The 24924-nt window shown below is 68.2% G+C and carries 25 protein-coding genes; 13 read left to right on the top strand and 12 right to left on the bottom strand.

What is annotated here, in order from left to right; translation table 11 throughout:
* Positions 1–172: 172 nt before the first annotated feature.
* Together AAF604_23160 and AAF604_23155 are read right to left on the bottom strand one after the other, a co-directional pair.
* The gene (locus AAF604_23160) at positions 173–1840 is read right to left on the bottom strand and encodes a PA domain-containing protein (GenBank protein ID MEM7052582.1); all 1668 of its coding nucleotides are present in this window, start codon (positions 1838–1840) and stop codon (positions 173–175) included.
* Between the two features lies 1 nt (position 1841).
* Positions 1842–2300, bottom strand: coding sequence for a hypothetical protein (locus AAF604_23155; protein ID MEM7052581.1), 459 nt, complete (start codon positions 2298–2300; stop codon positions 1842–1844).
* A 255-nt stretch (positions 2301–2555) separates the two neighbouring features.
* Between AAF604_23155 and AAF604_23150 the strand changes: the two genes are divergently transcribed.
* The 4 genes from AAF604_23150 to AAF604_23135 are packed head-to-tail and all read left to right on the top strand — an operon-like array spanning position 2556 to position 4669.
* Positions 2556–3077 carry a sigma-70 family RNA polymerase sigma factor gene (locus AAF604_23150; GenBank protein MEM7052580.1) on the top strand — a complete coding sequence of 174 codons (522 nt, stop codon included), beginning with the start codon at positions 2556–2558 and terminating at the stop codon, positions 3075–3077.
* On the top strand, positions 3064–3585 hold the full coding sequence (locus AAF604_23145) for a zf-HC2 domain-containing protein (protein MEM7052579.1): 522 nt from the start codon (positions 3064–3066) through the stop codon (positions 3583–3585). Before AAF604_23150 ends, AAF604_23145 begins: the two co-directional genes overlap by 14 nt.
* Before the next feature lie 2 nt (positions 3586–3587).
* Complete coding sequence (locus AAF604_23140) at positions 3588–4151, top strand: DUF4252 domain-containing protein (protein ID MEM7052578.1); 564 nt, start codon at positions 3588–3590, stop codon at positions 4149–4151.
* Entirely contained in the window at positions 4148–4669 is a 522-nt protein-coding gene (locus tag AAF604_23135; protein ID MEM7052577.1) for a DUF4252 domain-containing protein, read from the top strand. The genes AAF604_23140 and AAF604_23135 overlap by 4 nt, the downstream gene beginning before the upstream one ends.
* Positions 4670–4688: 19 nt before the next feature.
* On the opposite strand, the gene AAF604_23130 is transcribed toward AAF604_23135, so the two are convergent.
* Entirely contained in the window at positions 4689–5192 is a 504-nt protein-coding gene (locus AAF604_23130; protein ID MEM7052576.1) for a hypothetical protein, read from the bottom strand.
* A gap of 102 nt (positions 5193–5294) precedes the next feature.
* A complete protein-coding gene (locus AAF604_23125; GenBank protein ID MEM7052575.1) occupies positions 5295–5660 on the bottom strand; it encodes a hypothetical protein in 366 nt (121 codons plus the stop codon).
* A gap of 232 nt (positions 5661–5892) precedes the next feature.
* On the opposite strand from AAF604_23125, the gene AAF604_23120 reads away from it, so the two are divergent.
* Positions 5893–8049, top strand: coding sequence for a choice-of-anchor D domain-containing protein (locus tag AAF604_23120; protein ID MEM7052574.1), 2157 nt, complete (start codon positions 5893–5895; stop codon positions 8047–8049).
* A gap of 38 nt (positions 8050–8087) precedes the next feature.
* Here the strand turns inward: AAF604_23120 and AAF604_23115 are convergent, their stop codons facing one another.
* The 5 genes from AAF604_23115 to AAF604_23095 form a co-directional block, all read right to left on the bottom strand.
* Complete coding sequence (locus AAF604_23115) at positions 8088–10055, bottom strand: DUF3857 and transglutaminase domain-containing protein (GenBank protein ID MEM7052573.1); 1968 nt, start codon at positions 10053–10055, stop codon at positions 8088–8090.
* Positions 10056–10318: 263 nt separating this feature from the next.
* Entirely contained in the window at positions 10319–11050 is a 732-nt protein-coding gene (locus tag AAF604_23110; GenBank protein MEM7052572.1) for a ParA family protein, read from the bottom strand.
* Positions 11047–12570: a CHAD domain-containing protein gene (locus tag AAF604_23105; GenBank protein MEM7052571.1), complete on the bottom strand. Its 1524-nt coding sequence runs from the start codon at positions 12568–12570 to the stop codon at positions 11047–11049. The genes AAF604_23110 and AAF604_23105 overlap by 4 nt, the downstream gene beginning before the upstream one ends.
* Before the next feature lie 4 nt (positions 12571–12574).
* Entirely contained in the window at positions 12575–13801 is a 1227-nt protein-coding gene (locus AAF604_23100) for a S1 RNA-binding domain-containing protein (protein ID MEM7052570.1), read from the bottom strand.
* Positions 13798–14283 (bottom strand): EVE domain-containing protein, encoded by a 486-nt coding sequence (locus AAF604_23095; GenBank protein ID MEM7052569.1) that lies wholly within the window; start codon positions 14281–14283, stop codon positions 13798–13800. The genes AAF604_23100 and AAF604_23095 overlap by 4 nt, the downstream gene beginning before the upstream one ends.
* A 171-nt stretch (positions 14284–14454) precedes the next feature.
* On the opposite strand from AAF604_23095, the gene AAF604_23090 reads away from it, so the two are divergent.
* The 4 genes from AAF604_23090 to AAF604_23075 all read left to right on the top strand — a co-directional run bounded on the left by AAF604_23090 (position 14455) and on the right by AAF604_23075 (position 18848).
* Entirely contained in the window at positions 14455–16095 is a 1641-nt protein-coding gene (locus AAF604_23090) for a hypothetical protein (protein MEM7052568.1), read from the top strand.
* Between the two features lie 116 nt (positions 16096–16211).
* Complete coding sequence (locus AAF604_23085; protein MEM7052567.1) at positions 16212–17306, top strand: SDR family oxidoreductase; 1095 nt, start codon at positions 16212–16214, stop codon at positions 17304–17306.
* A 31-nt stretch (positions 17307–17337) separates the two neighbouring features.
* Positions 17338–17760: a hypothetical protein gene (locus tag AAF604_23080; GenBank protein ID MEM7052566.1), complete on the top strand. Its 423-nt coding sequence runs from the start codon at positions 17338–17340 to the stop codon at positions 17758–17760.
* A 365-nt stretch (positions 17761–18125) separates the two neighbouring features.
* Positions 18126–18848 (top strand): FKBP-type peptidyl-prolyl cis-trans isomerase, encoded by a 723-nt coding sequence (locus AAF604_23075; protein MEM7052565.1) that lies wholly within the window; start codon positions 18126–18128, stop codon positions 18846–18848.
* A 101-nt stretch (positions 18849–18949) separates the two neighbouring features.
* Here AAF604_23075 and AAF604_23070 read toward each other — a convergent pair whose 3' ends face one another.
* Complete coding sequence (locus tag AAF604_23070; protein ID MEM7052564.1) at positions 18950–19630, bottom strand: YceH family protein; 681 nt, start codon at positions 19628–19630, stop codon at positions 18950–18952.
* The gene (locus AAF604_23065) at positions 19627–20034 is read right to left on the bottom strand and encodes a DCC1-like thiol-disulfide oxidoreductase family protein (protein MEM7052563.1); all 408 of its coding nucleotides are present in this window, start codon (positions 20032–20034) and stop codon (positions 19627–19629) included. The genes AAF604_23070 and AAF604_23065 overlap by 4 nt, the downstream gene beginning before the upstream one ends.
* A 126-nt stretch (positions 20035–20160) precedes the next feature.
* On the opposite strand from AAF604_23065, the gene AAF604_23060 reads away from it, so the two are divergent.
* The 4 genes from AAF604_23060 (at position 20161) to AAF604_23045 (ending at position 24241) form a co-directional block, all read left to right on the top strand.
* On the top strand, positions 20161–21189 hold the full coding sequence (locus tag AAF604_23060; GenBank protein ID MEM7052562.1) for a serine/threonine protein kinase: 1029 nt from the start codon (positions 20161–20163) through the stop codon (positions 21187–21189).
* Between the two features lie 206 nt (positions 21190–21395).
* Complete coding sequence (locus AAF604_23055) at positions 21396–22715, top strand: hypothetical protein (GenBank protein MEM7052561.1); 1320 nt, start codon at positions 21396–21398, stop codon at positions 22713–22715.
* A gap of 207 nt (positions 22716–22922) precedes the next feature.
* Positions 22923–23717: a thymidylate synthase gene (locus AAF604_23050; GenBank protein MEM7052560.1), complete on the top strand. Its 795-nt coding sequence runs from the start codon at positions 22923–22925 to the stop codon at positions 23715–23717.
* Positions 23714–24241, top strand: coding sequence for a dihydrofolate reductase (locus AAF604_23045; GenBank protein MEM7052559.1), 528 nt, complete (start codon positions 23714–23716; stop codon positions 24239–24241). The genes AAF604_23050 and AAF604_23045 overlap by 4 nt, the downstream gene beginning before the upstream one ends.
* Here the strand turns inward: AAF604_23045 and AAF604_23040 are convergent.
* The gene (locus AAF604_23040) at positions 24233–24670 is read right to left on the bottom strand and encodes an alpha/beta family hydrolase (GenBank protein ID MEM7052558.1); all 438 of its coding nucleotides are present in this window, start codon (positions 24668–24670) and stop codon (positions 24233–24235) included. The two genes, AAF604_23045 and AAF604_23040, sit on opposite strands and share 9 nt — an antisense overlap.
* Positions 24671–24924: the final 254 nt, after the last annotated feature.

The raw sequence follows: 24924 nt of genomic DNA, 5'->3' as shown, positions 1-24924 counted from the left end.
CTTCCGGGCCCGGAAGCAGGTTGCCGATGAGTTTTTCAGCAACCTGCTAGCGATCATAACCGCAATCGCTGGTCGCGCCCGGGGGCCAAGGCTGCGGGATACAAAAAGGGCCGGTGCTCGGCACCGGCCCTCGGTTGTGCGGCCTCGAGAAGATTCCCGAGGCGAGACCGTTCTAGTGGTTGTGCAGGTTGCGGATGACGCAGCGCAGCAGGTAGGCGAACTCGCGGCCGTCGATCTCTCGACTCAGCTTGAGATGGATCAGGAAGCGCAGCGAGCAGCGCAGGTACTGGAACGGATTGCTGGCCGCGTCGGAGCAGGCGGTGAGCTCATCGGCGATCGAGCAGCCGTTGGCGAAGATGGTGTTGTCGACGCCCGAATCGCAGGTGCCGATGACCACCGTGTCACCGATGTCCGAGGGCAGACAGGCGTCTTCGATGTCGCCCACGCCGTCACCGTCGGCATCCATCAGACTCCAGCCGACATCGACCAGTTGGAAGGGCGTCAGGTCGGTGGTCATGGCGCCTTCGAGATCGGCATTGATGAACGGCTCCATCAACAGGTTCGGGGAGGCCACCGTGTCCCAGTGGGAGATCGACGAGCCGAGGGAGACGGTGGTCGGCGCGTAGAGACGCACCCGGCCGTCGTCATCGGCACCGGACAGCAGGTTGGGGTCGAGACCGAGGGTGACGGTGACGCCCGGCAGGTTGGCCTTGATCAGGTCGCCCTGATCGAGGGTGATGCCGACCGAGGGAATCCCGATGCCTGGATCGGCCCCGCCCATCGGCGCCGGGCCGCCGGCGACGTTGTTGGCGACGATCGCGCCGATGGCGCCCGCCGCTTCGGCGTTGGCCACCTTGGTGGTGAAGCCGCAGCCGCCGCGATCGATCAACGCGATGGCGCCGGTGAGATCGTTGGTGATCGCCTCGCAGGCATCGGTCCGCGGATCGACGCCATCGTCGGCGAGCACTACCGAACCGGTGGTGCCGCCGAGGGTGAGGGCCGGCCCAAAGGCCGCCGCCTGGGCGCCGAAGGTCCCGAGGGCCCCGGCATCGACGGTCGGACGGTTGCCGAGAAAGCGGTCGGCGCGGGAGTTGACCTCCTCACCGGTCCACACCACGTTGCCGTCGTTGATCGCCGACGCGACGCGCTCGGCGTCGGTCGCCATCTCGACCCAAGTGAGGTCCGCCGTGTTGTCGCGGGTGAACACCGAGTAGATGTCGTCACGGCCCTGGAAGAAGGCGCCGGTGGCCTCGTTGGTGAAGTTGGAGAAGCCCAGGCCGTGGGACATCTCGTGCAGGATGACGTTGAGGAAGTCGACGCCGTTGCCGGCATCGTTGTCGAGGCCGTAGTACCAGCCGCGCCCGCCGAGGCAGGTCGGATCGTCGTCGATCAGGGAGTTGAAGCGCGAGATGATGTCGCCGAAGCCGGGATTGAGGTCGGCGCCGTTGATTTTGTCCGCCAGGGAGGAGTGATACCAGGTGTTGGCACGAGCGTCGGCGGCGAAGTCCGAGAACACGAAGGTGGTTCCGGCGGAGCCGAGGACGGCGCTGGTCGGGGCGCAGGTCAGCGGCGTGAAGGATGCCAGCACGAAGATCTCGACGTCGCTCTCCAGGGTGGCACCCCAGATGTTGGCGGCGAACTGATAGGCGATCTGGCGCTGCTCACCGAGGGTGACACCGGGGTTGCCCCCGATCGGCGTCGCCGGCGTCGGATCATTCAGGCCGACCCCTGGAGGATCGATTCCGACCACCGTGACGGTGGCGCCGCCGAAGGCCGGAGCAGTGAACAGGAGGGTGGTGGCGAGGGCGGCAAGGACGGCCAGCCAGCGGTTGAGCTTCATGCTATTGCTCCTCCTGCGGTGCCGGTGCCGAGTGCGACAGGACGACGGCGGTGGCCTTCTCCTCGCCCTTGACGCACTCGTGGCTCAGGGAGCCATCGGGATTGACGCTCACCACCGAGAACTCGTGCAGGGCCGGATCGAGCTCGGCGGAGATCATGCCGTTGGCGTGCTCCACGATGGTGTGGGCTCGGCCGACCCGGTTCTCGAAGTTCTGGCGCAGGGCGGCCATGGCATCGCGCAGGCGCGCCGCCTCTTCCGGCGTCGGCTGACGCAGCTCTCCGGTCTCCGGATCGATGTGGGCGATCATGCCGGAGGCGGAAAAAGTCGATGGCGTGGCGAGCTTCGTCGGCGGCGGGGTTTCCGCCTCCGGTGCCTTCTCGGCCGCCAGCGGCAGGGCGAGCAGGGCCAAGACGGCGATCAGTCCGAGAATCGCTTTCGAGAGGCCATTCGAAAGTCGCATGGGTTGTCCTCCTTTGGAACGAGGTTGACTCCACGAGGGAGGTGGGACGGAGCACGCGCTCCGCGAGTGATAGACGATTTCCTGAAGAAATCGAAGATAAGGAATACTTGAATACAGGCTACGAAGCGATTAGGTGCTTGTCAAGCTGTGCAGCTATCGGAAATCTTCGACATCACCTATCGGCGCTGTCTGGTAGTGGCGCAAGCCTCCGTCGCGCTGTAACTTTTCGCTACCGCTCCCGTTGTTGGCGGTGGGATGGTCGAGAGCGAGGACATGGTCTACGACGACTACCGGCGCCGGGTGTTCAGTCTCGCCTTTTACACCCTGGCGAGCCGTGAGGAGGCCGAAGAGGTGACCCAGGACGTGCTGGTGCGCTTCTGGCGACGGGGCCGCGAGATCGAGCCCCAGGGCCGCTTGCCTTGGATCTTGCGGGTGACTCGCAATGCCTGTATCGATCTCCTGCGCCATCGTCGGGTCGGAGGCGAGAAAGTCCCGCTCGAAACGGAGGAGGGCGGCGAACGGCTGCGAGCTCCGCAGGCGGATCCCGAAGCGGTGACCCGCAACAAGGGGCTGCGCCGGGAGCTGCGGACCGCCTTGGCCGAGCTCGACGAGCCCTACCGAAGCGCCGTCATTCTGCGTGAGGTGCAGGGGTTGTCCTACCAGGAGATCAGTGCCGCCCTCGGCCAGCCCTTGAACACCGTCAAGGTCCACATCCACCGCGGTCGCCGCCGTCTGCGCGAGCGCCTGAGGGAGGTCTATGCTGATGTCACCGCATGAATCCGGGGGAACCTGTTCTCCTTGGGACGAGCAGATCGAGGCATTCGTCGACGGTGAGCTCGACGACGACCGGGAGCTGCTGCTGCGGGCCCATCTGGTGGGCTGCCGCCGCTGTCGTCGCGAAGTGGCCTTGGCCGGGGAGCTGCAGCGCGAGCTGCGCCGGCTGCCCATGCTCGACCTACCGGCGACGGTACGAACGCAGGTGCCGTCGCCGGTGCCGGTGACGCGGGCGACCCCGCAGGTTCGGCCTTGGTTGCCCTGGGCGGCGGGATTGGCGGCACTGCTCGCCTTGATGGTCGGCCTCGAGCGGCCGCCGGCGACGCCGACGGCGGTCGAGGTGGCGCGCGCCGAGCACGAGGCCCGATTGGCCTTCGCCTATATCGCCGAGGCCGGGCGGAAGACCGGTCGCGAGCTGCGCGACGGGGTGATTCGGGAACGGGTGGTGGCACCCGTGCGAGAGGGCTGGCGTCGCGCCTTGCCGCCGCCGGAAGCTGAAGAGGAGATCTGACCATGGGCAAGAAAATCGCGATCCTCGGCATCGCCCTGCTGCTGACCGGGGCCTTCACCCTGGCCGCCCAGGAGCCGATCCTCGAAGAACATCCCGGCTACGTTCCGCTGGATGAGCTCGCGCTCATGCCGCGCGACACCCTGAGTCTCGAGATCAACCTGACGGGACCGCTCCTCGCCCTGGTCGCCGGGGCGACCAGACAAGAAGATCCCGAGTTTTCGGACATGGTCGCGGGTCTGCTGGCGATTCGGGTCCACGTCGGACCGATCGCCGACGGCGTCGGTCGGCGGGTCGATCGGGCCAGGGAGTGGCTCGACGACAACGGTTGGCAGGCGATCGTTCGAATGCGCGACGGCAGGGACCAGACCTACATCTATCTCAAGCAGGACGGCAAGGATTTTGTCGGCTTGACCTTGGTGGCTGCAGGCGAGGACGACGAGGCGGTGCTGGTGAACGTCGTCGGCCGGGTCGATCCGCAGCGTCTCGGTGCCCTCGCCGGGCGCTTCGACATCCCCGGTCTGGATGAGATTCCGGTCGAGGACCCGAGCTCCGAGGAGACGCCGTGAGGCGCTCGTCCTGGGCCTTCGCCGCCGGTGCCGCCTGGCTCCTCCTGCTGGTCACCGGCTGCGGCAGCGCGCCGACCGGTCCGCAGGTCGCCGCCGATCTCTTTCCGAGTGGCCACTACGAACGGGTCCAACATCTTCGTCTGGGCCCGGTGACCATGGCCCTGGTGCGAGGAGTGCTGGCCCTGGCCGAGGACGAAGGCGAGGCCTCGGGTCTGGGCCACATTCGGCGCATCGACGTTTCTTCCTATCGCGTCGCCGAGGGCGGGGGGTCGGCCACGCCGGCCTTCGAGCGCCGCCTGGCGAGCCACGGCTGGAATCTCGTCGCCCGCAGCCGCGACGGCGACGACGATGCTTGGGTCTACCTGCGGGCCGACGAGCGGGGTCGGCCGCGGCAGCTCTTCGTCATCGCTCGAGCCGGCGACGAGCTCGACGTGGTGCGCCTCGAAGGACGTTTCGACCGCCTGCTGGCGGAGCAGATGGCTCAGGACCCGGATCTGGTCCTCGAGCTCTTCGAATGAAGCGCTGGGAGGGGTGCCTCTACTGCGACTCGCCGGCGTTGTGGCGCGGCGGTCGCGGCAGGAAGCGCTGCCGATAGTCGCCGCGAAAGGCGGCCCAGAACACTCCATCGAGCTCGGTGAGGACCTGCCGCATCTCGGGGCTGAGAGCCTCGCCGCCCTCGTCGTCGGCGAGATAGCGCGGAAAATCGTGACAGACGCCGTCGAAGCAGAGCGCATACATGGCAACGTCATCCCGCCCCTCGAGGAGGGGGGCGAGCTTGGCGGCCTCGGCCAGGATCTCCTCCTTGTCGAGGCCTTCGAGGGCCGCCAGGGCCTTCCTGCCGAGCTTGAGGCGGGGCGTCGTTTCCTCGCCGTAGGTGTAGGCCGCGTGACCGTCGTCGAAAACCGTCACGCAGGTGTTCTCCTCTGCCGGGTCACCGGCGACGTATCCCACCACCAGCCATTCTTTGGCGTCTTCGGCGGTAGCGAGCGGGCCGATGAGGATCGACAACAGGGCGACGGCTGGCAGGATCGTGCGAATCATGACGGCGTTCTCCGAGGTTCTAGGGGAGACGCCATTGTAACGCGAGCGGCGCCGGCGACGGGACCTGGCCTGGCCGCGACCAGGGCCCGTCGCCGCTGGGGCTCAGACGGCCGGTGCGAGACTCCCGGTCGGCTCCTGGCGCGGCCAGAAGGCCCACCAGGTGTAGATCGCCAGCGCCGTGCCGAAGGGCGGATTGAAGAAGTGGGCGACGGCGACGATCATCGCCAGGGTCGGTGCCCAGGGACGTTCCGCGAGCAAGGCGAAGCCGGCGATCAGGGTCGGGATTCCGAAGAAGGCGAGGCCGAGGGCGATCAGGGTGCCGACTCCGGCGGTGATGGCGAAGGCCGTGGCGTCGCCGGAGATCAGGCCGGCGCCGACGGTGGCGACGAATATCAGCAGCGCCGGCAGCAACAACATCAGGCCAGCGACAACGTAGAAGATACCGAGAATCGGGGTGTGCTTGTTCATGTTGCTTCCTCCTTCCGACCCACCCTACGGGAGTCCATGGCGCCAGGTTCCAGACCGCGGTCGAGTTGTCGGGGCCCTGCTATTCTTTCGCCATGGTCGGCGTCGCTACAGGCGCCGGTCCGGGTTGCCGCAGGATTGCGACGCCGCCCCTCCATGATCCGCGAACCGGCGGTTCTGCCGCCATCGCCGCATCTTCGATGAGGCGTCTCTCCGCCGCGAGGTAGCGCTCGACGTGTCGTCCGACAAAAAACCCTTCCACGATCTGATGGACTTGCCCTTGGGGGGCGACGAGGCCGACGCAGCTCCGGAGCCGGCCCCGGCCGCGACCCGTCCGCCGGTGGTGGCGCCTCGCGGTCCTTCCCCTTCGCACCGCCGTCGCTGGGGCCGTGTCCTTTGGCCCCTCGCGCTGCTGCTGCTGATCCTCGGTGCGGTGGCCTTCTATCGCTGGGGACCTTGGGGAGGGGCCGGCCTGCTGCGCGCCGACAGCGCGCTCCTCGAGCTCGGCGAGGTGGCCGTCGGCCAGCGGGGCGAAGGGCAGACGGTCAGTTTGCGCAACGACGGTGGGCGCGCCGTCGCCGTGGCCTCCGTCGCGAGCGCCAGCGACGAGTTCGTGATCGATGGCGACGGCTGTTCCGGAAGCCGTCTTGCGGCCCAGCAGGAATGTCGCTTCGAGGTCTCCCTGCGGCCGCGGGAGGCGGGCCAACGTCAGGCGCTGGTCGAGATCACCGGCAGCGCCGCCAACAGCCCCCTTTCCTTGGCCGTCGTCGGCACCGGCGTCGCACCGCGAATCGGCGTCGAGCCGGCGCGGGTCGACTTCGGGGTGGTGGCGGTGGGAACGACCGCGGCGCCGGTGCGCGTCACCCTGAGCAATCGTGGCGTCGGTGATCTCGAGGTGCAGTCGGTGCTGCTCGAAGGCACCGCCGCCGGTGAGTTCGGCCTCGCCGACCGGGATTGCCGCGGCCGTACCCTGGCGGCGGGCGAGGTCTGCGCCCTCGAGGTTTCCTTGTCACCACGTATCGCAGGTCCCCTGCGGGCGAGCCTACGGGTGACCAGTAACGCCGTCGAGGCGCCGCCCTTGATCTGGCTCCAGGGCTCCGCCGAAGCGGCGGGAGGGCTGCGCTTCTCGAGCGACGAGGTCGACTTCGGAAACACCACCATCGGCGGCGGCGCGGTGAGCCGCGAGGTGCGCCTGATCCAGGGCGGTCGGCAGGCGGTGACGATCGCCGCGGTCCGTCTGGCCACTGCCGGCGACGCCTTCTCCCTGACCCAGGACGAGTGCAGTGGGCGGACCCTCGAACCGGCCGATGCCTGTGTTGTGATGGTGGCTTTCGAGCCGGACGAGGCGGGGGATGCCGCGACTCCTCTGCGGGTGTCGATCGACGAGCGCTCGGAGGGTCCTTGGCTACCGCTCAAGGGCCGCGGTGTAGCGGCTTTGGTCACCGTGTCGCCGGCCGAGCTCGACTTTGGCGAGACCGCCATCGGGGGTGCTGCCGAGGCGCAGTCGGTCGAGCTCCGCAATGGCGGCGAGGCAGCGGTGAGCCTGGCGCTGACGTTGGGCGGTGACGACCGTGGAGCCTTCGCCCTCGCGGAGGACGGTTGTAGCGGACGTACCCTGGAGCCGGCGGAGAGCTGCCGCCTCGCGGTGCGCTTCGAACCGCGGGCGGAGGGACTCCAGCGGTCCGTCTTGAAGGCGCTGGAGGCGATGCCGGGGACGCCTCTCGAGCTGCCCCTGCGCGGCGTCGGTGCGGCTCCCTCGCTGGGTCTGACGCCGGATCCGCTGAGCTTCGGAGAAGTCCTCGTGGGACAGCGGCGAGAGCTTGCGGTTCGCTTGTCGAACCTCGGCCGCGCCGCCCTCGAAGTGCGCTCGACACGGCTCCGCGGCGCGGGCTTCGAGGAGGTCGGCAGCGACTGTCCGTCGGTGTTGCCTGCGGGGCAGTCCTGCCGCCTTCGGATGGCCTTCGAAGGGCGCCGCGAAGGCCTCGCCTCAGGGTCCCTGGAAGTCGTCACCAACGCCGGGGCGCCGCGGCGCCTGGCCCTCTCCGCCGAAGTCCTCCGACCCCCGGAGCCGGAGCTCGAGGTCTTTCCTCGACGACTCGACGCCGGTGCCGTCGGGGTGGGGCAGCGCGGGGCGATCCGCGATCTCGAGATTCGCAATCCCGGCAGCGGCCGGCTGGTGATCTCGGACCTGCGCCTCGAAGGTCCCCAGGCCTCCGAGTTCCGGCTCGTGCCGGGGTCCTGTGCCGGTGCCGCCTTTCTTGCGCCGGGTGCCGACTGCACCGTCGGCATCCGCTTCCTACCCACCGCGGCCGGCCGCCGGACGGCCTCCCTGAGGGTGGTGAGCAACGCCGGATCGGATGTCCTCGTGAGCCTGGTCGGTAGCGGCGGCTGATCGGCGCGCCGGTGGTGGTGGGGTCAGCGGTGGTGGGGTCAGGGACGGTGGCGGGAACGCTCCACCAGGAACCATAGGAAGGCCGCGAGGGCTCCCAGCAGGACGGCGCCGCCGACGATCGTGGTGAAGACCGCCAAGGCCCCGACGACCAGAGTCTTGGCGGGCATAGTTTCACCCTCGCCCTCTTCTTCGGAGATCCACAGGCGATAGCCGAGGGAGTCGTAGAAGCGGTCGAGGTCCTTCTCGTAGGTCGCGATTTCGGAGCCCTCGACCTGCGCCGAGACGGTTTCGAGGTGGTAGTCGAGACGCAGTCCGTTGGCGAGGCGCAGCGACGAAACGCTGAAGCGAAACCAGGGATTCGAAATTTCCTCGGCAATTGGCTCGAGGTCTCCGGAGGCGCCGATGAGGACGACATGCTCCTCCAGGTGGAGGGGGTGCGGCAAGTCGACCTCGGAGGCCCCTTCCGAGTAGGAGAGCTGGGTTTGGGCGACCAGCGGCAGGGCCTCGAAGAAGTACTGATCCGGGTCGTCGCGAGTGACCTCGTAATGCTCGCGGACGAAGATTCGGTTGGCCGAGCGGTCGTCCGTCAGCTCGAGATCGGCGCGAGGGCTGACGCGGTGCGGAGAGCGGTTGTAGAACTCGAGGTAGTTCTCTTGAATCTGCTGTCGGGAGGAGGAGGCGAGCTGGCGGCGGAGGCCCTCCGCATGGACGCCCTGGTGGGCGGTTTCGATGACCACCGTCGAGCTGCCTTCGCCGTGCTGAATGGTGTAGCGGTAGGTCGAGTCGATGCGGCCCCCCGGGGGCGGCGGGATCTCGCTCAAGGCGGTGGTGTCGGGACGAACTTCGAGGACTCGGCCGAAGGACGGGTGGTGGATGTCCGCCGCCTTCTGCCCGCCCTGGTGGGTGAGGGTCGGATCGATGAAGATCCGCTCGCCCGCGACTTCCGCCGTCACGATGGCATGGTCGAAGGCCGCCGGTGAGGGCACCTGATGCCGAATGGCGGCGCGCCGCTCGCTGTGTACCAGGGCCGGCCAGGCGGCAATCTCGAGGTCGTCGAGCAGGGAGATCAGTAGCGCCGTCTTGTCCTTGCAGTCGCCGTAGCGGCGGCGCAAAATTTCGGGGGTTGCGTAGGGCTCCTGGGAGTGGTTGCCGAGGGCGAGAGCGAGGTAGCGAATCTCGTCCTGAACCCAGTTCCGCGCTGCCACCAGGCGAGCGCCCGGCGTGGCGTGGAGCTGGCGGATCTCGTCGGCCAGGCGGCGGAGCTCCGCAGGCCTTTCCCGCGAGCGATAGAGCGGCGCGGCCCAACGCGCCACCGCCTGCCAGTCGGCGAACTCGGAGACCTCGAGCATCGGGACGTCCGACATGCTGAACCACCAGTCCTCGGAAGCTTCGAGGTCCTGGCCCTGCCAGCGGATGTCCTGGGACGAGAGCTCCCCGACCTGGGCGACCTGCCTGGGCGCCGCCTCCGCGGCGTCGGCCTTCGGATCGAAGACTTGCCAACGCAGCGGCCGTCCCTCGGCGCCATGGACGTGAACCCGAAATTCGTCGATCGGCAGGTGGAAGCGCAGCGGCAGCCGTTCGAAGAACTTGCCGCCGAAGACCGGGTTCTGGCCAAAGATGGTGTAGGCGAGACGCAGCGTGTCCAGCGGTCGCAGGTCGTCCACCAGGATGACCAGGAGGTGGCGTTGGTCCAGGATCTGGTGGCGTAGGTCGTCTTCGCGCTGGATCACCGCCAGGCGACTGCCGGCGAGACGGTCGTCCCATCGCCCCTGACGCAGGACCTCGAGGCGGTGCAGCTCGATGCGTTGGTAGCTGGGCTGGAAGGCGACTTCCCAGGAACCCCAGACGTCGACATCGCCGTCACTGGCGAGATGGATCTGGCGATCGATGTAGGACTCGACGGAGCCGGCCGCCGGCAGGTGGATCTGTCGGTCGATGAGGCGCAGACGACTTTCACCGGTCGCTTGGTCGGTCCCTGCGTCGGTTACGGGCGCCGGTACTTCCACCCACGGCGGCGGTGGGCCCCGGCGGACCGCCGGGTGGGGCGAGGTGGTGGCGCTGGCGGCGGTGGCGAGGAGGACGAAGAGGGCTAGCCCGACTCTCTCTCGAGGCCTCCCGGCGAGAGATCGCAGACCGCCGAAGATGCAAGCCAGCCGGCGGCGCCGCGACCCAGTCGTACTGGACCTACCGCGAGCAGTGCAGCCGGCGGATAACGCAGCAGATTCAGTGATAGCCGACCTGGCAGCGGAAATCCGACGAGTGAGTCGGCCTAGAACCGCGCCAGGGCTTCTCGCCACAGGGCCTCGTAGGCCAGGGCGGGCTCGCAGCGGGGGGCGTAGGCCCCCAGGGGAGCGCGGTGAATGCCCATCCGCTCGACCAGCGTCGAGAACGGAATGGCGGTGCGCAGAAAGCGTTTGTCGGCGTTGGCGACGATCTCGCGATGGAGCGACTTGCGGCGGTCGACCATCGAGAAGAAGGGCATCAGCCGCAGGCGCTTGGGGCCCTTCTTGCGCAGGTGGTTGGCGAGCTGCTCGAGGGTGCGCAGGGAGAGCGGCGTCGGAATCGTCGGCACCAGCAGGGCATCGGCGGCCACGAAGATGCTCTCGGAGGTGCGCGAGATGCTCGGGGCACAGTCGAGGATCAGGTGATCGTACTCGTCCGCCAGCGGCTCGAGCAGGCGGGCGAGCTGGCGCGCCGGTTTGCTGGTGCTCTCGAGGGCCGCATCCATCTTGCGGTAGGAGAAGTCGCCCGGCAGGAGGTCGAGCCCCAGGAAGTCGGTGCCCCGAATCAGGGGGTCGATCTCGGTCTTGCCGCGGACCAGCTTCTTGCCTCCTCCCTTCACCTTGGCGGCGATGCGGAAGTAGAAGGTGCTGGCGGCCTGGGGATCGAGGTCCCAGATCAGCGTTCGGGCGCCGCCGTTTGCGGACTGCCAGGCCAGGTTGACCGCCGCCGCGGTCTTGCCGACGCCGCCCTTGATGCTGTAGCAGGCGAAGATCTTCATTTCGCCCCCCGTCCTTCGAAGCGACGAAAGATTTCGTCGAGGCGTGGTGAGTCGAGGTCCGCGAAGCGCTCCGCAAAGCGCTGACGCTCGCCTTCGGCGCGGGCCGCGAGATGCTCGATCAGTCGGCCGGTGGCCATCAGGGCGTTGGCATCGTCGAGCTCGGCGGCGAGCTCGGCGATGGCCTGCTGGTGGACGCACAGGTCGTTGAAATCGCCGAGAACGTCCTGCAGCCCTTTGAGGGCGCGCAGGACTCGCTTCATGTCACTCGCCGGGAAGAGGCTGCGGAAGAGCTCGAGGAGGTAGCGCAGCTTCTTGCCGTCGATGCGCAGCCGATGGAGGGCCTCGTCGGGCGATTCGTCGCTGATCGCCCGTCCCTTGCGAAGCAGCCGCTTGCGCGCCTTGCGGAGCAGGCGACCGGCGGTCTCGCGGACCTCGAGACTGGCCGTTTCGGGCTCTTTCCGGGGCTCCTCGCAGAAGTCCTGCCAGCGCTCGAGAAGGGCCTCGAAGCGTTGCGACCGAAGCGCCCGGGCGAGTCGCTTTTGCTCCTGCCGCCGGCGCTTGGCGAGGAGCTCGAGGAGGGGATCGAGCTGACCTTGGACAGGCGCCGACAGGGGGGCTCGGTAGTCGTCGAGCTTGAGCAGGTAGACGTCGAGGTCGCGGGTTGGGCCGGTGACTCCGCCCAGCCATTTGAGCTCGGCGGCGAGGCGCTGGCGCGGCCTTTTCGGGAGATAGTCGCGCAGCAGGCTCAGGATCGACCGCGCGCGCCGCACCGCCACCCGCAGGTCGTGGAGAAACTCCGAGTCGAGATCGCGCACGGTGCCGTCGCGATGGATCCGCACGATCTCGAGCAGCCGGCCGAGGGCCTGGCGAATCGCCTCGCCGGTGTCGTCCGAGGCGCCGAATCGCGGTCGAAACTCGGAGGGGTCGACTCCGACCGGCCGGCCGGCGGCGGCACAGGCCCGTTCGAGCTCGCCGTCGTGCGTCTCGGAGACCCCCTCGAGGCCGGCGAGAAGGGCTCGCAGGGTCGCCGCGGCAGCGCCGTAACCCTTGACCGGCTCGAGGCGCAGGAGGGAGGTGGCGGCGTCCTTGGGGTCGTACTCGGCGAGACTCAGGCGAGCGACGATCTTGCGCCGCTTGTCGAGCACCTCGAGGTGACGGACTCGCCCTTGAATCTCGGCGATCGGCAACAGGCTCCGGATGCCCACGACGGTGGCCAGGCCGGCGGCGATGGGACCGGCCGGCAGGGTGTCAGCGAAGGTCGGCAGGCGCTCGCAACTGGCGCTTGCCCGGGGCCCCCGGCCGCGCTCGCTCCAGGTGAGCTCCCAACCCTTGCCGCGGCGGCTGGCGGCGAGCAGGGCGCCCTTGCGATAGAGGCTGCCGTCGAAGGTGTCGAGGAAGGTCCGCCGCTGACGGGTGGTCTTGCCGTGGCGCAGCTCGAGGTTGGCCTCCAGGGCTGCCACCAGAGCGGCTGGATCCTCGACCAGGTAGCGACTGAGTGCTTCCGGGCGCGCCTTCGCCATGGCGTCAGTCGTCTTTCCGATCGCCGAAGAAGTCGCCCAGCGAGCCCAGGCCGCCGGTCGAACGCGGCAGCGAGGCGCTGTCGGCCTCGTCGGCGCCGCCGTCGTGACCCGGACCGCCATCGAGGGTCAGGGCGATTCGTCGGCGCTCGCTGTCGACGGACAGCACCCGCACCTCGACCGACTGGCCGAGCTCGAGCACCTCCCGGGCGTGGCTCAAGCGCCTGCCCGAGCCGAGCTCGCTGACGTGCAGGAGGCCGGTCAAGCCGGGGGCGATCTCGACGAAGGCTCCGAAGCTCTCGAGGCGGAGGACGATGCCGGACTGGATGGCGCCGGGCAGGAAGCGGTCGCCGGCGTCGTCCCAGGGGTCGGCCTCGAGGGAACGGCGCGACAGCGAGATGCGCTCCCCCTTGCCGTCCTTTCCGGGCTCGATCTTGAGCACCTCGACCTGCAACTGCTGACCGACGGTGAGCTCCTCCTTGGGATGCTCCAGTCGGCGGTGGCTGATCTGGCTGATGTGCAGCAGGCCCTCGAGGCCGCCGAGATCGACGAACGCTCCATAGCTGGTCAGCGAAGTGACGGTGCCATCGAGCACCGCGCCGACGGCCAGCTTGGCGCGCGTTTCCTCGGCCTTGGCCGCCGCCGCCTCGGCGAGCAGGGCGCGCCGCGACAGGACGATGTTGGGCCGTCCCCGGCCGCTGTCCTCGAACTTCGTGATCTTGAACTCGAGACTGCGACCGATGTACTCGCTGGGATCTTCGACGAAGCGCACATCGAGCTGCGAGATGGGGCAGAAGGCCCGCTGGCCGGCGACCTCCACCTCGACGCCGCCCTTGTTGCGCTCGTCGACCCGGCCGATCACCGTCAGGCCGCCTTGGGCGGCCTGGCGCAGCTCTTCGAGGGCGGCCTCGCCACCACGAATGCGGCCGGCCTTGACCTTGAGGACGAAGCAGCCGCTGTCGTCGACGCCGGTGATGGTGCCGGTGACCTCGTCGCCTTCGGCGTAGTCGAGGGCGCCGTCCTCGTCGAAGAGCTCTTCGAGGGCGACGATCGCCTCGCTCTTGCCGCCGAGCTCGACGAAGGCCGACTCGCGGCCGATGGAGAGCAGGGTACCGGTGACCTTGTCGCCGCGCTGGGGCCCCTTCGCCTTCTTGCCGGTGCCCTTCTGGCTGCGCTCGAACTCCGCCAGGATGGCACCAAAGTCCTGACCTTCTTCGTCTCCCGGTGGGCTCACGAGCCCGCCTCCTGGTTGCGGCCGAGGGCGCTGACGATTGCGAACTCCTGCTCCGTCACCGGTTGAATCGACAACCGCTGACCGCGGCGGATGACCAGCATCTCTTCCAGCCCCTCGGTCTGCTTGAGGGTGGCCAGCGCCACGGTGGCGGGGAATTTCTCGACGAAGGCGATGTCGACCATGATCCAGGTCGGGCTCTCGGGATCGCTCTTGGCGTCGAAGTACTTGTGGTCGGGGTCGAAGGCGAAGGAATCGGGATAGCCCTCGCGGCTGACCTCGGCGAGCCCGACGACGCCGGAGGGCTTCGAGTTGGAGGCGTAGAACAGCACGCCATCGCCGAGGCGCATCTTGTCGCGCATGAAGTTGCGCGCTTGGTAGTTGCGCACCCCTTCCCAGGTGGTGGTGCCGTCCCTCGCCAGGTCGTCGATGGAGTAGGCCTCCGGTTCGACCTTCATCAGCCAGTACTGTTTGTCGTCGGACATCTTGGTCACCTCGCCCTCTTCGGCCTCTGGAAACGCCCTCCCCGGACGTCCGTGGCGAAGCCTAGCAGGCGAATCCTCGCCTTTCCAGGGGGCCCGCGGCCCTCCCTCGGTCGCCACCTGCTCTCCCGCAATCGACCGCCGCCGGCGGGTCGGCGCTGCTACCCTGGAGGGGTGCGAAAGCTCCTTCTCCTGGCGATCCTGTGGGCGCTTCCGGGAACGATCGGTCCGGCAACCTTCGACCCGGCGGCCGCGGCCGCCGATCGGCCGACCTCGGCGCAGCTGCGCGCCGCCCTCGAGGAATCCCTCGGTCGGGCCGCCGAGGCAGGCTGGCGCGGTGAGGTGCTGAGCGAGGGCGATCTCTGGCGCTGGGAGGTGACCACCGGGGCGGACGGAGCGTACCGCTTCGCCCTCGAGCAACCCGATGGCGAGCGAGTGGTGCTGTGGCGCGACGATGCCGGCGCCTATCGCTGGTCCTCGGTGGACGACCGGCAGGACTCGGTCTCGTCGTTGTCGGCGGCGCTCCAGCGCCTCGATGCCGCCGCCGGGCCCGATCTCTTTCTGCTGCCGGCCTGGCTCGCCGACGGCAGCGAGGCGCTCCAGCCGCCAGAGGCGGCGACCGTCGATGGTCCCGAAGACTGTGCCGTGGGGGAGTGCTGGATTCTCACCTGGGGACGTCTGGCGGGGGATCTCGAAACGCGCCTGTGGATCGGCGTCGCGGACCAGCAGCTTGAGAAGATCGAGGTTGCCCGCTTCGGCACCGGCAGCGCCCCGCGGCGCTGGCTGGTGAGCTGGCGATCCGGCGAAGGGACGATCGAGGGTCCGGCCTTCGTGCCGCCGACGGCAGCCTTCGGCGAGACCGTCGAGGTGGCTCTGCGGAGCCTGGCGGTGCGGGTCGTCGATTCGCGCGGCGTCGCGCTCGAAAACCTCGCCCCGGAGCACTTCGAGGTCACCACCGGCCGGCGTCGCGAGCGCCAAAACCTGCCGGTGGTGGCGGTCGATTGGATCGCGTCCTCCCCTCCTGGCAGGGCCGCGGACGCAACCCCGCCCTCGGCGCCGCGCCGGCGCGATCTCGGCGGCGCCGACGGCGAGTCCGGAGAAGGGCAGTCGATCATCTTCTTCGTGCAGCCCGACATGCACGCCGTGCGCACCGTCGGCCATCTCCGGATCCTGCCGCAGGTCCGCGCCATGCTCGATCTGCTGCCGGCGGCGGATCGCGCCGCGGTGGTTTCCTTCGACTCCCACCTCAAGCTGTGGCAGGACCTGACCCACGACCGCAGTGCTGTGTTCGACGCCGTCGAGCGCTCGGTGCGCTTCAGCGCCAAGCCGTCCGGTCGCAGGACCACCGGCCCCGGTCTCGCAGACCACTGGGATCGCCAGGCGGCCCTCGATGCGGCACGCCCGGAGACTGCCCTGCGGTTGGTGGCCGAGGCCCTGGAGGCGCTGCCCGGCGAGAAGGCGATGGTCTACCTCGGTTGGAGCCTGGGCCGCTTCGATGGCCGCGGCGTCAGCATGGGACAGGATTACGGTCCGGCTGTCCAAGCCCTCGAACGCGCCCGCACCACGGTCTTCGTGCTCGACATCACCGACGCCGACTTCCACACCCTCGAGGTCGGTCTGCAGCGGGTCGCCGCCGACACCGGCGGAACCTATGAGCGCACCCACATCTTCACCGGCCAGGTGGTGCGGCGGCTGGCGCGAACCCTCGCCGGCTTCTACCGCCTCAGCATCCAGACGGACGAGCTGCCGGCGGACGTCGAGGTCCGGCTGGTGGGAGTGGAAGGTCGTGTTCTGGTGCGCCCCGGCGCTGGCTGATCGCCGCGCTGCGGTAGGCATTGCCGCGCCTTGACGAAGCTCGTCGCCTGTGGCATTTTGATGCCCTCACAGGGCCGGAAGACGATTCCGGCGAGGGCATTGAAAGGAGCCGAGTCATGGGCACGATCTTCTTCACCGGGTTTCCTGGGTTTCTTGGCGCGAGCCTGCTGCCGCGAGTGGTGGCGCGGGATCCGGAGGCGAAGGCGGTCTGCCTGATTCAGGCGAAGTTCGCCGACCTGGCGGCCGAGAAGGTGGCCGAGATCGAGGCCGTCGATGAGGCTCTCGCCGGCCGCATCGAGCTGATCGAAGGGGATATCACCCGCTCCGATCTGGGTCTCGACAAGGCCACCCTGAAGCGCCTTGCCGGCGAAGTTCGGGAGATCTACCACCTCGCCGCCGTCTACGACCTCAGCGTGCGCCGGGAGGTCGGCATGCGAGTCAACGTCGATGGCACTCTCTACGTGCTCGACTTCGCCGAGGGCTGCTCTGGCCTCGAGCGGCTCCATTACGTCAGCACCTGCTACGTCTCCGGCCGCTACGCCGGGATCTATTCGGAGCGCAATCTCGACAAAGGCCAGAAATTCAACAACTTCTACGAGGAAACCAAGTTCCTCGCCGAGGTCGAAGTGCAGGAGCGCATGGCCGGCGGACTGCCGGCGACGGTCTATCGTCCCGCCATCGTGGTTGGTGACAGCCGCACCGGCGAGACCCAGAAGTTCGACGGCCCCTACTACGCCATGCGCTGGGTGATGCGCCAGCCCTGGCTGGCGGTGCTGCCGGTGGTCGGTGACCCCAACCGGACGCGGGTCAATCTGGTGCCCCGCGACTTCATAATCGATGCGATCACCGAGCTCAGCGGTCTCGAGGCCTCGGCCGGCAAGGTCTATCAGCTCGCCGACCCGGAGCCATTGACCGTCGACGAGCTCCTCGACGAGGTCGCCCTGGCCACCCGCCGCAAGCTGGTCCGCCTGCCGCTGCCGCTGTTCGCCGCCAAGGCGGCGATCGACTATGCGCCCTTGGTCGGCCGCATCCTGCAGATTCCATCGAGCTCGGTGGACTACTTCGTCCACCCGACCCACTACACCTCGACCCAGACCCGCGCCGATCTCGCCGACAGCGGCATCGCCGTGCCGCCTCTGCCCACTTACCTCAGCCGCCTCGTCGACTACATGCGCCGTCACCCGGAGGTCGGCTCCGACGCCATGGTCTGAGGTTGCGTATGCTCTGGGGGAGGCTGGAATCATGAAGCGATGGATCACGGCTGCCTTCGCCCTGCTGTGGCTCGGCGCGCTGGCGGCCTGTAGCTCACCCAACCGCGGGGCTTGGGGCGGGACCTTCGACGGCAGCGTGGCCGGCGTGGTGGAGTTCCGAATCAACGCCCGCGGGACCGCCCTCGAAGGGCGCCTCGAAGGCGAGACCGTCGAGGGGCAGCCCTTCGTGGCCGAAATGGAGGGGCGGATCGAGGGCAGCGCCTTCTATGCGACCTTCGAAGGGGATGGCCGGGCCGGTCTCTACCCGGTGCCCTTCAAGGGCTTCATGAAGGGAATTCTGGACGCCGGCCGGGGAGCCGGCGACTGGGAGGCGCAGCTCGAGGATCCGCTGGGGCGGCCCCAGGGGGGCAAGCTCATCGGGACCTGGACCGTCGAGCAGCTAGCAGGCAGCTGAAAAAGTTCGCCTTGCGGCTTTTCCAGCGCTGCTAGCTGTATTTTCGGAGAGGGGCTACGCGCCCCTGACTGCGCGTCCCGCTCCGGCTCAAGAAGCGCGGTTCTTGGGCCTCCTCTCCCGTCGCGGCGGCTGCCCCGCCGCCGGGCCCTCTCGGGCCCGGAAGCAGGTTGCCGATGAGTTTTTCAGCAACCTGCTAGCGACGCCCTGAGAGCCTGGCGGTCGGCCTCCGAATCGCCGGGCCGCAGGGCAGGGATGCCTACGGATCGATCGACTGATATAGACTACGGCTTCTCGTAGGCCTGCCTTTTCGCGCCTTCAGCCGAAGGAGCGAAAGCTTCGACCCGACCTCTCGAATTGGAGACATCATGAAGAAACTTCCCCTATTGATAGCGATTGTCTGCCTGGCCTGGGCGGTTTCCGCCTGCGCCCAGGAGGCGGCCGATACGGAGCTCGCCAAGCCGGAGTCCCTCGAGGACAAGGCGAGCTACAGCATTGGCATGAACATGGGCCGCGGGATGGCCCAGCAGGGCGTCGATCTCAACCTCGACTACCTGATCCGCGGCATCGCCGATGCCATGGCCGAGGGCGGCACGACCCTGCTGACGGACGAGGAGATGCAGACGGCGATGCAAGAGTTCCAGCAGGAGATGATCGCCAAGCAGCAGGCCAAGGCGAAGGAAGAGGCCGAGAAGAACCAGGCCGAAGGGGAAGCCTACCTGGCCGAGAACAAGGCCCGCGATGGCGTCACCGTGACCGACAGCGGCCTGCAGTACGAGGTCGTCACCGCGGGCGAAGGCGCTTCGCCGTCGGCCGACGATCGGGTTTCCGTGCACTACACCGGCACGCTGATCGACGGCACCAAGTTCGACAGCTCCCACGATCGCGGCCAGCCCGCCACGTTCCCGGTCTCGGGAGTGATCAAGGGCTGGACCGAAGCGCTGCAGCTCATGAACGTCGGCTCGAAGTACAAGCTGGCGATTCCGTCGGACCTCGCCTACGGTGAGCGCGGCAGCCCACCGCGCATCGGCCCCGGTGCGACCCTGCTGTTCGAGGTCGAGCTGCTCAGCATCGAGGGTAGCGACGGTTAGGCCATTGGCCGGTCGGTGTCTGCGGGCACCGAGGAACGAGAGGAGCCCTCGGAATTCCGAGGGCTTTTTTCATGGCCGGAGCTCTTGGTCCGGAGTGCGGCTCAGGAGCTCGGGAAGCGCTGGCTGAGCTCCTCGAGGCGGGCTTCGAGGTCGGCCACCCGCTGCTCGAGGCGCGCCAGGCGGTCGGGCTCGGGGGGCGCTCCCGGCGCCTCCGGGGCGGCCGCAGCCGTCCCCTCGGTATCGGCGACCTCCTCGTCCTCTCCCACCAGGTGCACCCAGCGACTCTCTTTCTGGCCGGGTCCCCTGGGTAGCTGGCGCACCAGCGGCTCGCGCCCGCTCGCCAGGGTGGCGAGGGTGTCGTCTACTTCGCTGACGCTGGTGAAGGCGTGCAGCCGATCGCTGCGGCCGCGCAACTCGCCGACGGTCTGCGGCCCGCGCAGCAAGAGCAGGGTGAGAACCGCCTTGGTCGGCGGTGTCAGCTGCCAGCGGCGGTCGACGGCGTGGCGCCAGCGGACGGCGCGCGCACCCTCGCTCTTCCACACCAGGACGTGCTGGAACAGGCGTTCGAGGGCGTCGCGAACCTCGCCTTCGCTGAGCCGCATCACCGGTTGGCGATTGCTCTTTTGGTTGCAGGCCTGAACCAGGGCGTTGACCGTCAGCGGGTAGTGGTCGGGGGTCGCCTGCTCCTTCTCGAGCAGGGCGCCGAGGACTCGCACCTCGCGAGCGTCGAGGCGGTGGGGAAGGCGCTCCGGGGTGGTGTCGCCGTGCATGCTGACGGTCATGGCAGAAATCGCTCCCTTTCCTGTGGGCTCGGCAGGCGGCAAGTGTCCCGCCGTCCGAACCAACGATAGCGGTTACGGGCCACCCAGCGGTAGAGCGGATCGCGCAGAAAGCGCGGCAGCAGGCGGAAGAGGGTGGCGCCGCGCCACAGGCCGCCGAGACCGACGAGCGCCCCCAAGACCGCGTCCGAGTAGGTCGAGACCCGTTCTCCGTCCTCGACCAGAATCACGCTGTCGACGCCATCCGGCAGCAGGCCCCGCTGGCGCAGGTCATCCGCCGTCGAGCCCTGTAGCGGTGCGAAGGTCAGGCGCCGGCGGCGGTCGAGACTCAGCAGGCGATCGACGGTGCCGTCGCACAGGTGGCAGTGGCCATCGAACAGGATCAGGGGGGTGGGGAGCTTGCTCATGACGAGATCTCTGTCGGGTGCCGCCGCCTGCCGTCGCCGCCGACGAGGGCCGCCGGGACTTGCGCCGAAGGCCGGCCTGAGGGATCCTCCGGCAGCGCCAACATCCTGTAACGAGGTACGAGACCGATGAACGATCTGTTTCTCAAGCTCACCCCGGAAAAAGTGCTGCAGGCGGTCGAGGCTGCCGGCATGCATTGCAACGCCGTCTGCTACCCGCTCAATTCCTTCGAGAACCGGGTTTACGAGGTCGAGCTCGAGGATCGCACTCGCATCATCGCCAAGTTCTACCGTCCGGGACGCTGGAACGAGGCCCAGATCCTCGAGGAGCATGCCTTCCTGATGGAGCTCGAGGCGGCCGAGATCTCGGTCTGCCCGGTGCGCCGGTTTCCGGACGGCTCCACCCTCAAGGAGCAGGATGGCATCTTCTACAGCCTGGCCGAGCGGCGCGGTGGGCGAGCGCCGGACGAGCTCAGCGATGCCGCCGCCGAGCGCCTCGGCATGCTGGTCGGTCGACTGCACACGGTGGCGGTCCAGAACGATGCTCCGCACCGGCTGCGCCTCGACGCCGACCACTTCATTCGCGCCAATCTCGACTGGCTCGAAGAGCACGAAACTCTGCCCGAGCGCCTGCGAGAGCGCTACTTCGGGGCGGCGCGGGAGATTGCCCAGGTGCTCGACGAGCGCCTCGTCGGAGTGCCGGTCCATCGCCTCCACGGCGACCTCCACCTCGGCAATGTGCTCGACCGCGACGGCGTGCTCAACCTCCTCGACTTCGACGACATGACCGTCGGCCCGGCGGTGCAGGACCTCTGGCTGGCCCTTCCCGGCCGCGACGACTACGCTCGTCGCCAACGCGAGGCCTTCCTCGAAGGCTACGAGCGCTTCCGCATCTTCGACCGCTCGACGCTGCGATTGATCGAGCCGCTGCGCGGCCTGCGCTTGGTCCACTATGCGGTCTGGCTGGCGCGCCGCTGGCACGATCCGATCTTTCCCGCCACCTGGCCGCAGTTCGCCGCCCCCGATTTCTGGGACCAGGAAACCGCCGACCTCGAGCTTCAGGTGCAGGAGATCCGCCGCGAGCAGGGCACCCTGCCGGCGGTCGAGGAAGAGGAACTCGGCAACAAGGACTTCTTCTGGGATTGGGAGGGCGACTAGACGAGCCCAGGAGAATCCGCCAATCGCAGGATTTTCAGCAGCCTGCTAGCCCGACCGCTTCGCCGAGAGAACCGGAGCAGAAGCCCGGACCGGATCGAACATCGCATAAACCTCCGCGCGCCGCGCGCCCACTTGCAGGGTGGATCAACAAATCACCCATTCAAGTGCGGGAGGAGGTCTCGAAACCCATGCGATGCCGGCCTTGCTTGTCCTGGATCCTACTTGCCACCCTGGTGATGGTGGCTCCGGCTGGAGCCACATCCTTCGTCGCCGTTTCGGATGACGATCTCGTCTCCGCGGCGACCCTGATCGTCAGCGGTGAAGTCGTCGCTCGCCGCTCCTGCTTGCGCGGCGATGCCCCCTGCACCGATGTCGAGATCCGTGTCGATCGGGTGCTCAAGGGTGCTCCGTTGGAGGAGCCTCTGATCGTGCGGCTCCCCGGGGGCGAACGGAACGATGGCCTCAGCCTTCACGTCTTCGGGGCGCCCAGGCTCGCTGCCGGGGAGCGGGTCCTGCTGTTTCTGGCCGCCGGTGACAGCGAGCGCTGGAATCTGCTGCACCTCGCTCTGGGCACCTTCCACGAGCGATGGGTCGAGGGCGAGCGCGCCTGGGTGCGGGACCTCGGGGAGATGGCCGAGGTGCGGACCGCGCCTCGACGAGATCTCGAGCGAGGGCCTCGCCAGGCCGACGCCTTCGTCGACTGGATCGTCGCTCGGGTCGGAGGCATCGAGACCACGGCGGACTACCTGCTGCCCCCTTCCGCAGAGCTCGAGCGGGAAAAGGGCCCGAGGAGTCATTCTGCCGCCTTCACTTTGTTCGAGAACGGTGGCTTGAACCTCCGCTGGCCGGTCTTCGACAGTCAGCAGGTGGTGTCTTGGCGGGTCCATCTCGACGGTCAGCCAGGACTGACCTTGGCTCAAACCACCGACGCCGTGGCGATCGCGGCGGCGGCCTGGAGCCAACCTCCGTCGATCGTTCGCTACGCCCTCGATGCCACGGCCACCACCACCGCGACCGGTGGTTTGACCACCTTCGACGGCGTCAACGGCTTCGTCTTCGGAGATCCCAACGACAATCCGGGTTTCGGTGCCGAGTACGATTGCGTCGCGGGAGGAGTTCTGGCCATCGGCGGTCCTTGGATCAGCACCGACACTCACGTCGTCGATGGACAGGAGTTTCGAACCATCGCCGGAGCCGATGTCGTCACCAACGTCGGGATCGAGTGCTATCTCACCAACAGCGCCATTCCGCGGCGCATGGCGGAGCAGCTATTCGCTCATGAGCTCGGTCATACCCTGGGCATCGGTCACTCGTGCGGCGATTCCGGAAGTGGCCCTTGCGATACTCCGCTCGTTGTCGGCGCCCTCATGCGAGCCGTCCTCCATCCCGACCTGCGGGGCGCCCGCCTCAATGACGACGACAGCGCGGCCTGTCTGGCGCTTTACGGTCAGCCGTGTCTCAGCCCGACGTTTTCGGATGGGTTCGAGAGCGGCAACACGTCCGCTTGGTCTGCCGCCGTGCCTTGAGGCTCTTCGCGGCCTTCGTCTGACCGCCGGGCCGGAGGAGCGGTCCGAACGGACACTTCGTGGGCCAGCGGCGCGGGGTCGCGAGCGACGTTGGTGCGGGATCGCGGGCGACGTTGGTGCGGCACCTGGGGAGCGGTTTGACACCTCCGGGGGTGGTCAGTAGGCTGCCCGCGGTTTGACGCCGAAACTTCCGGGGCTGCCACGACCATGAAGTCCTACCTCGACCTGATGCGCTTGATCCTCGACCAGGGAACGGTCAAAGGGGATCGCACCGGCACCGGCACGCTGAGCCTGTTCGGCCACCAGTTGCGCTGCGATCTGCGCCAGGGCTTTCCCCTCCTCACCACCAAGAAGGTGCATTTTCGCTCGGTGGTCTACGAGCTGCTGTGGTTCCTGCGGGGTGACACCAACGTGCGCTACCTGCAGGAGAACGGCGTCTCGATCTGGAACGAGTGGGCGGACGACAACGGTGAGCTCGGCCCGGTCTACGGCTCACAGTGGCGCGCCTGGCCGACGCCCGGCGGCGAAACCATCGACCAGATCACCGAGGTGATCGCCCAGATCCGCGCCAATCCCGACTCCCGGCGCCACCTGGTGAGCGCCTGGAACGTCGCCGAAGTGCCGCGCATGAAGCTGCCGCCCTGCCACACGCTGTTCCAATTCTGGGTCGCCGAAGGGCGACTGTCGTGCCAGCTCTACATGCGCAGCGCGGACGTCTTCCTGGGGGTGCCCTTCAACATCGCCTCCTACAGCTTGCTCACCCTGATGGTCGCCCAGGTGTGCGATCTCGAGGTCGGCGACTTCGTGCTCACCCTCGGCGATGCCCACCTCTACAGCAACCACCTCGACCAGGCCCGGCTGCAGCTCACTCGTGAGCCGCGACCGCTGCCGACGGTGACCCTCGACCCGTCGGTGGGCTCGATCTTCGACTTCGAGTACGAGCACATCACGCTCTCGGGCTATGACCCACACCCGCACATCAAGGCCGAGGTCGCCGTTTGAGGGTTTCTCTGCTGGTGGCGGTGGCCGCGAACGGAGTCATCGGTCGCGGCAACGACCTGCCGTGGCGTCTGTCGGCCGATTTGCGCCGCTTCAAGGAGCTCACCATGGGCCATCACCTGGTGATGGGGCGCAAGACCTGGGAGTCCATCGGGCGCCCCCTGCCGGGGCGGGTGATGGTGGTGATCAGCCGCTCGCGGCCGCAGGTGCCGTCGGGCGTGGTGCTGGTGGAGTCGATCCCGCAGGCCCTGGAGGTGGCTCGGCGCGCCGGTGACGACGAAGTCTTCGTCGTCGGCGGTGGCGAGATCTACCGCCAGACCCTCGAGCTGGCGGACCGCCTCTACCTGACCCGGGTGCACGCCGAAGTCGTGGGCGACGTCTGCTTTCCCGCCTGGGACGAAGACCGCTGGAAGCTGCTCTCCCGCAGCCAGGTGGCCGCCGACGAGCGCAACGACCACGCCGTCAGCTTCGAGGTCTACGAGCGCCGAGCCGAGCGCGAAGACTCGGCCGAAACCACCTCAGATTAGACCTTCGGCCCAGCGCTGCAGCTCGCCGGTGATCTCGTCGAGCACCTCGTCGTCGCTGCGGCCGGAGCGCTTCAGGACATGGAAAGAGTGGTCGGCACCGGCGCTGACGTAGAGCGCGGCGCGGTCCCCGAGGCGCCGGCAGATGGGCTCGAGGAGCTCGAGGTCGGCGAGCTTGTCGCGATCCCCCTGGAGAAACAGCATCGGCACCGTGACCTGCGCCAGGTGATCGCCCCGCTCGGTGCCCGGTCGGCCCGCCGGATGAAGCGGGAAGCCGAAGAACACCAGGCCGCGCACCGCCTCGAGAGGAGCGGCCGCGGCGGCGCGGGAGGTCATCCGGCCACCCATCGATTTGCCGCCGGCGAGTAGCGGCAGGTCGGGGCAGGTCCGGCCCGCCGCGGCGCCGGCGGGGCGCCCCCACGCCACCCGCATGGGGGGTCCGTCCCTACAGAGCCGGAACGGAGCACGCCGGGTTCTCGCCGGACCAGGTTTCGGCGGGAAGGAGTGGGCGGAGGAAGGGACGTGGGGGTGGTGTCTTTGAGTTTTGCGCTAGTTTCAACGATGTTTCAAGACACGGTACGCAGACCATAGCCGATCTTGACTTTTTTGTGTAGCCTATCCTGGACTTTTTCTGTTGCGCATCTTTCACTTTTTCATCGCCGAATGTCTGTGCGATTGGACCGCAG

The sequence above is a fragment of the Acidobacteriota bacterium genome (assembly GCA_039028635.1).
Taxonomy (GTDB): domain Bacteria; phylum Acidobacteriota; class Thermoanaerobaculia; order Multivoradales; family JBCCEF01; genus JBCCEF01.
This window is presented reverse-complemented; position numbering and strand designations above follow the sequence as displayed.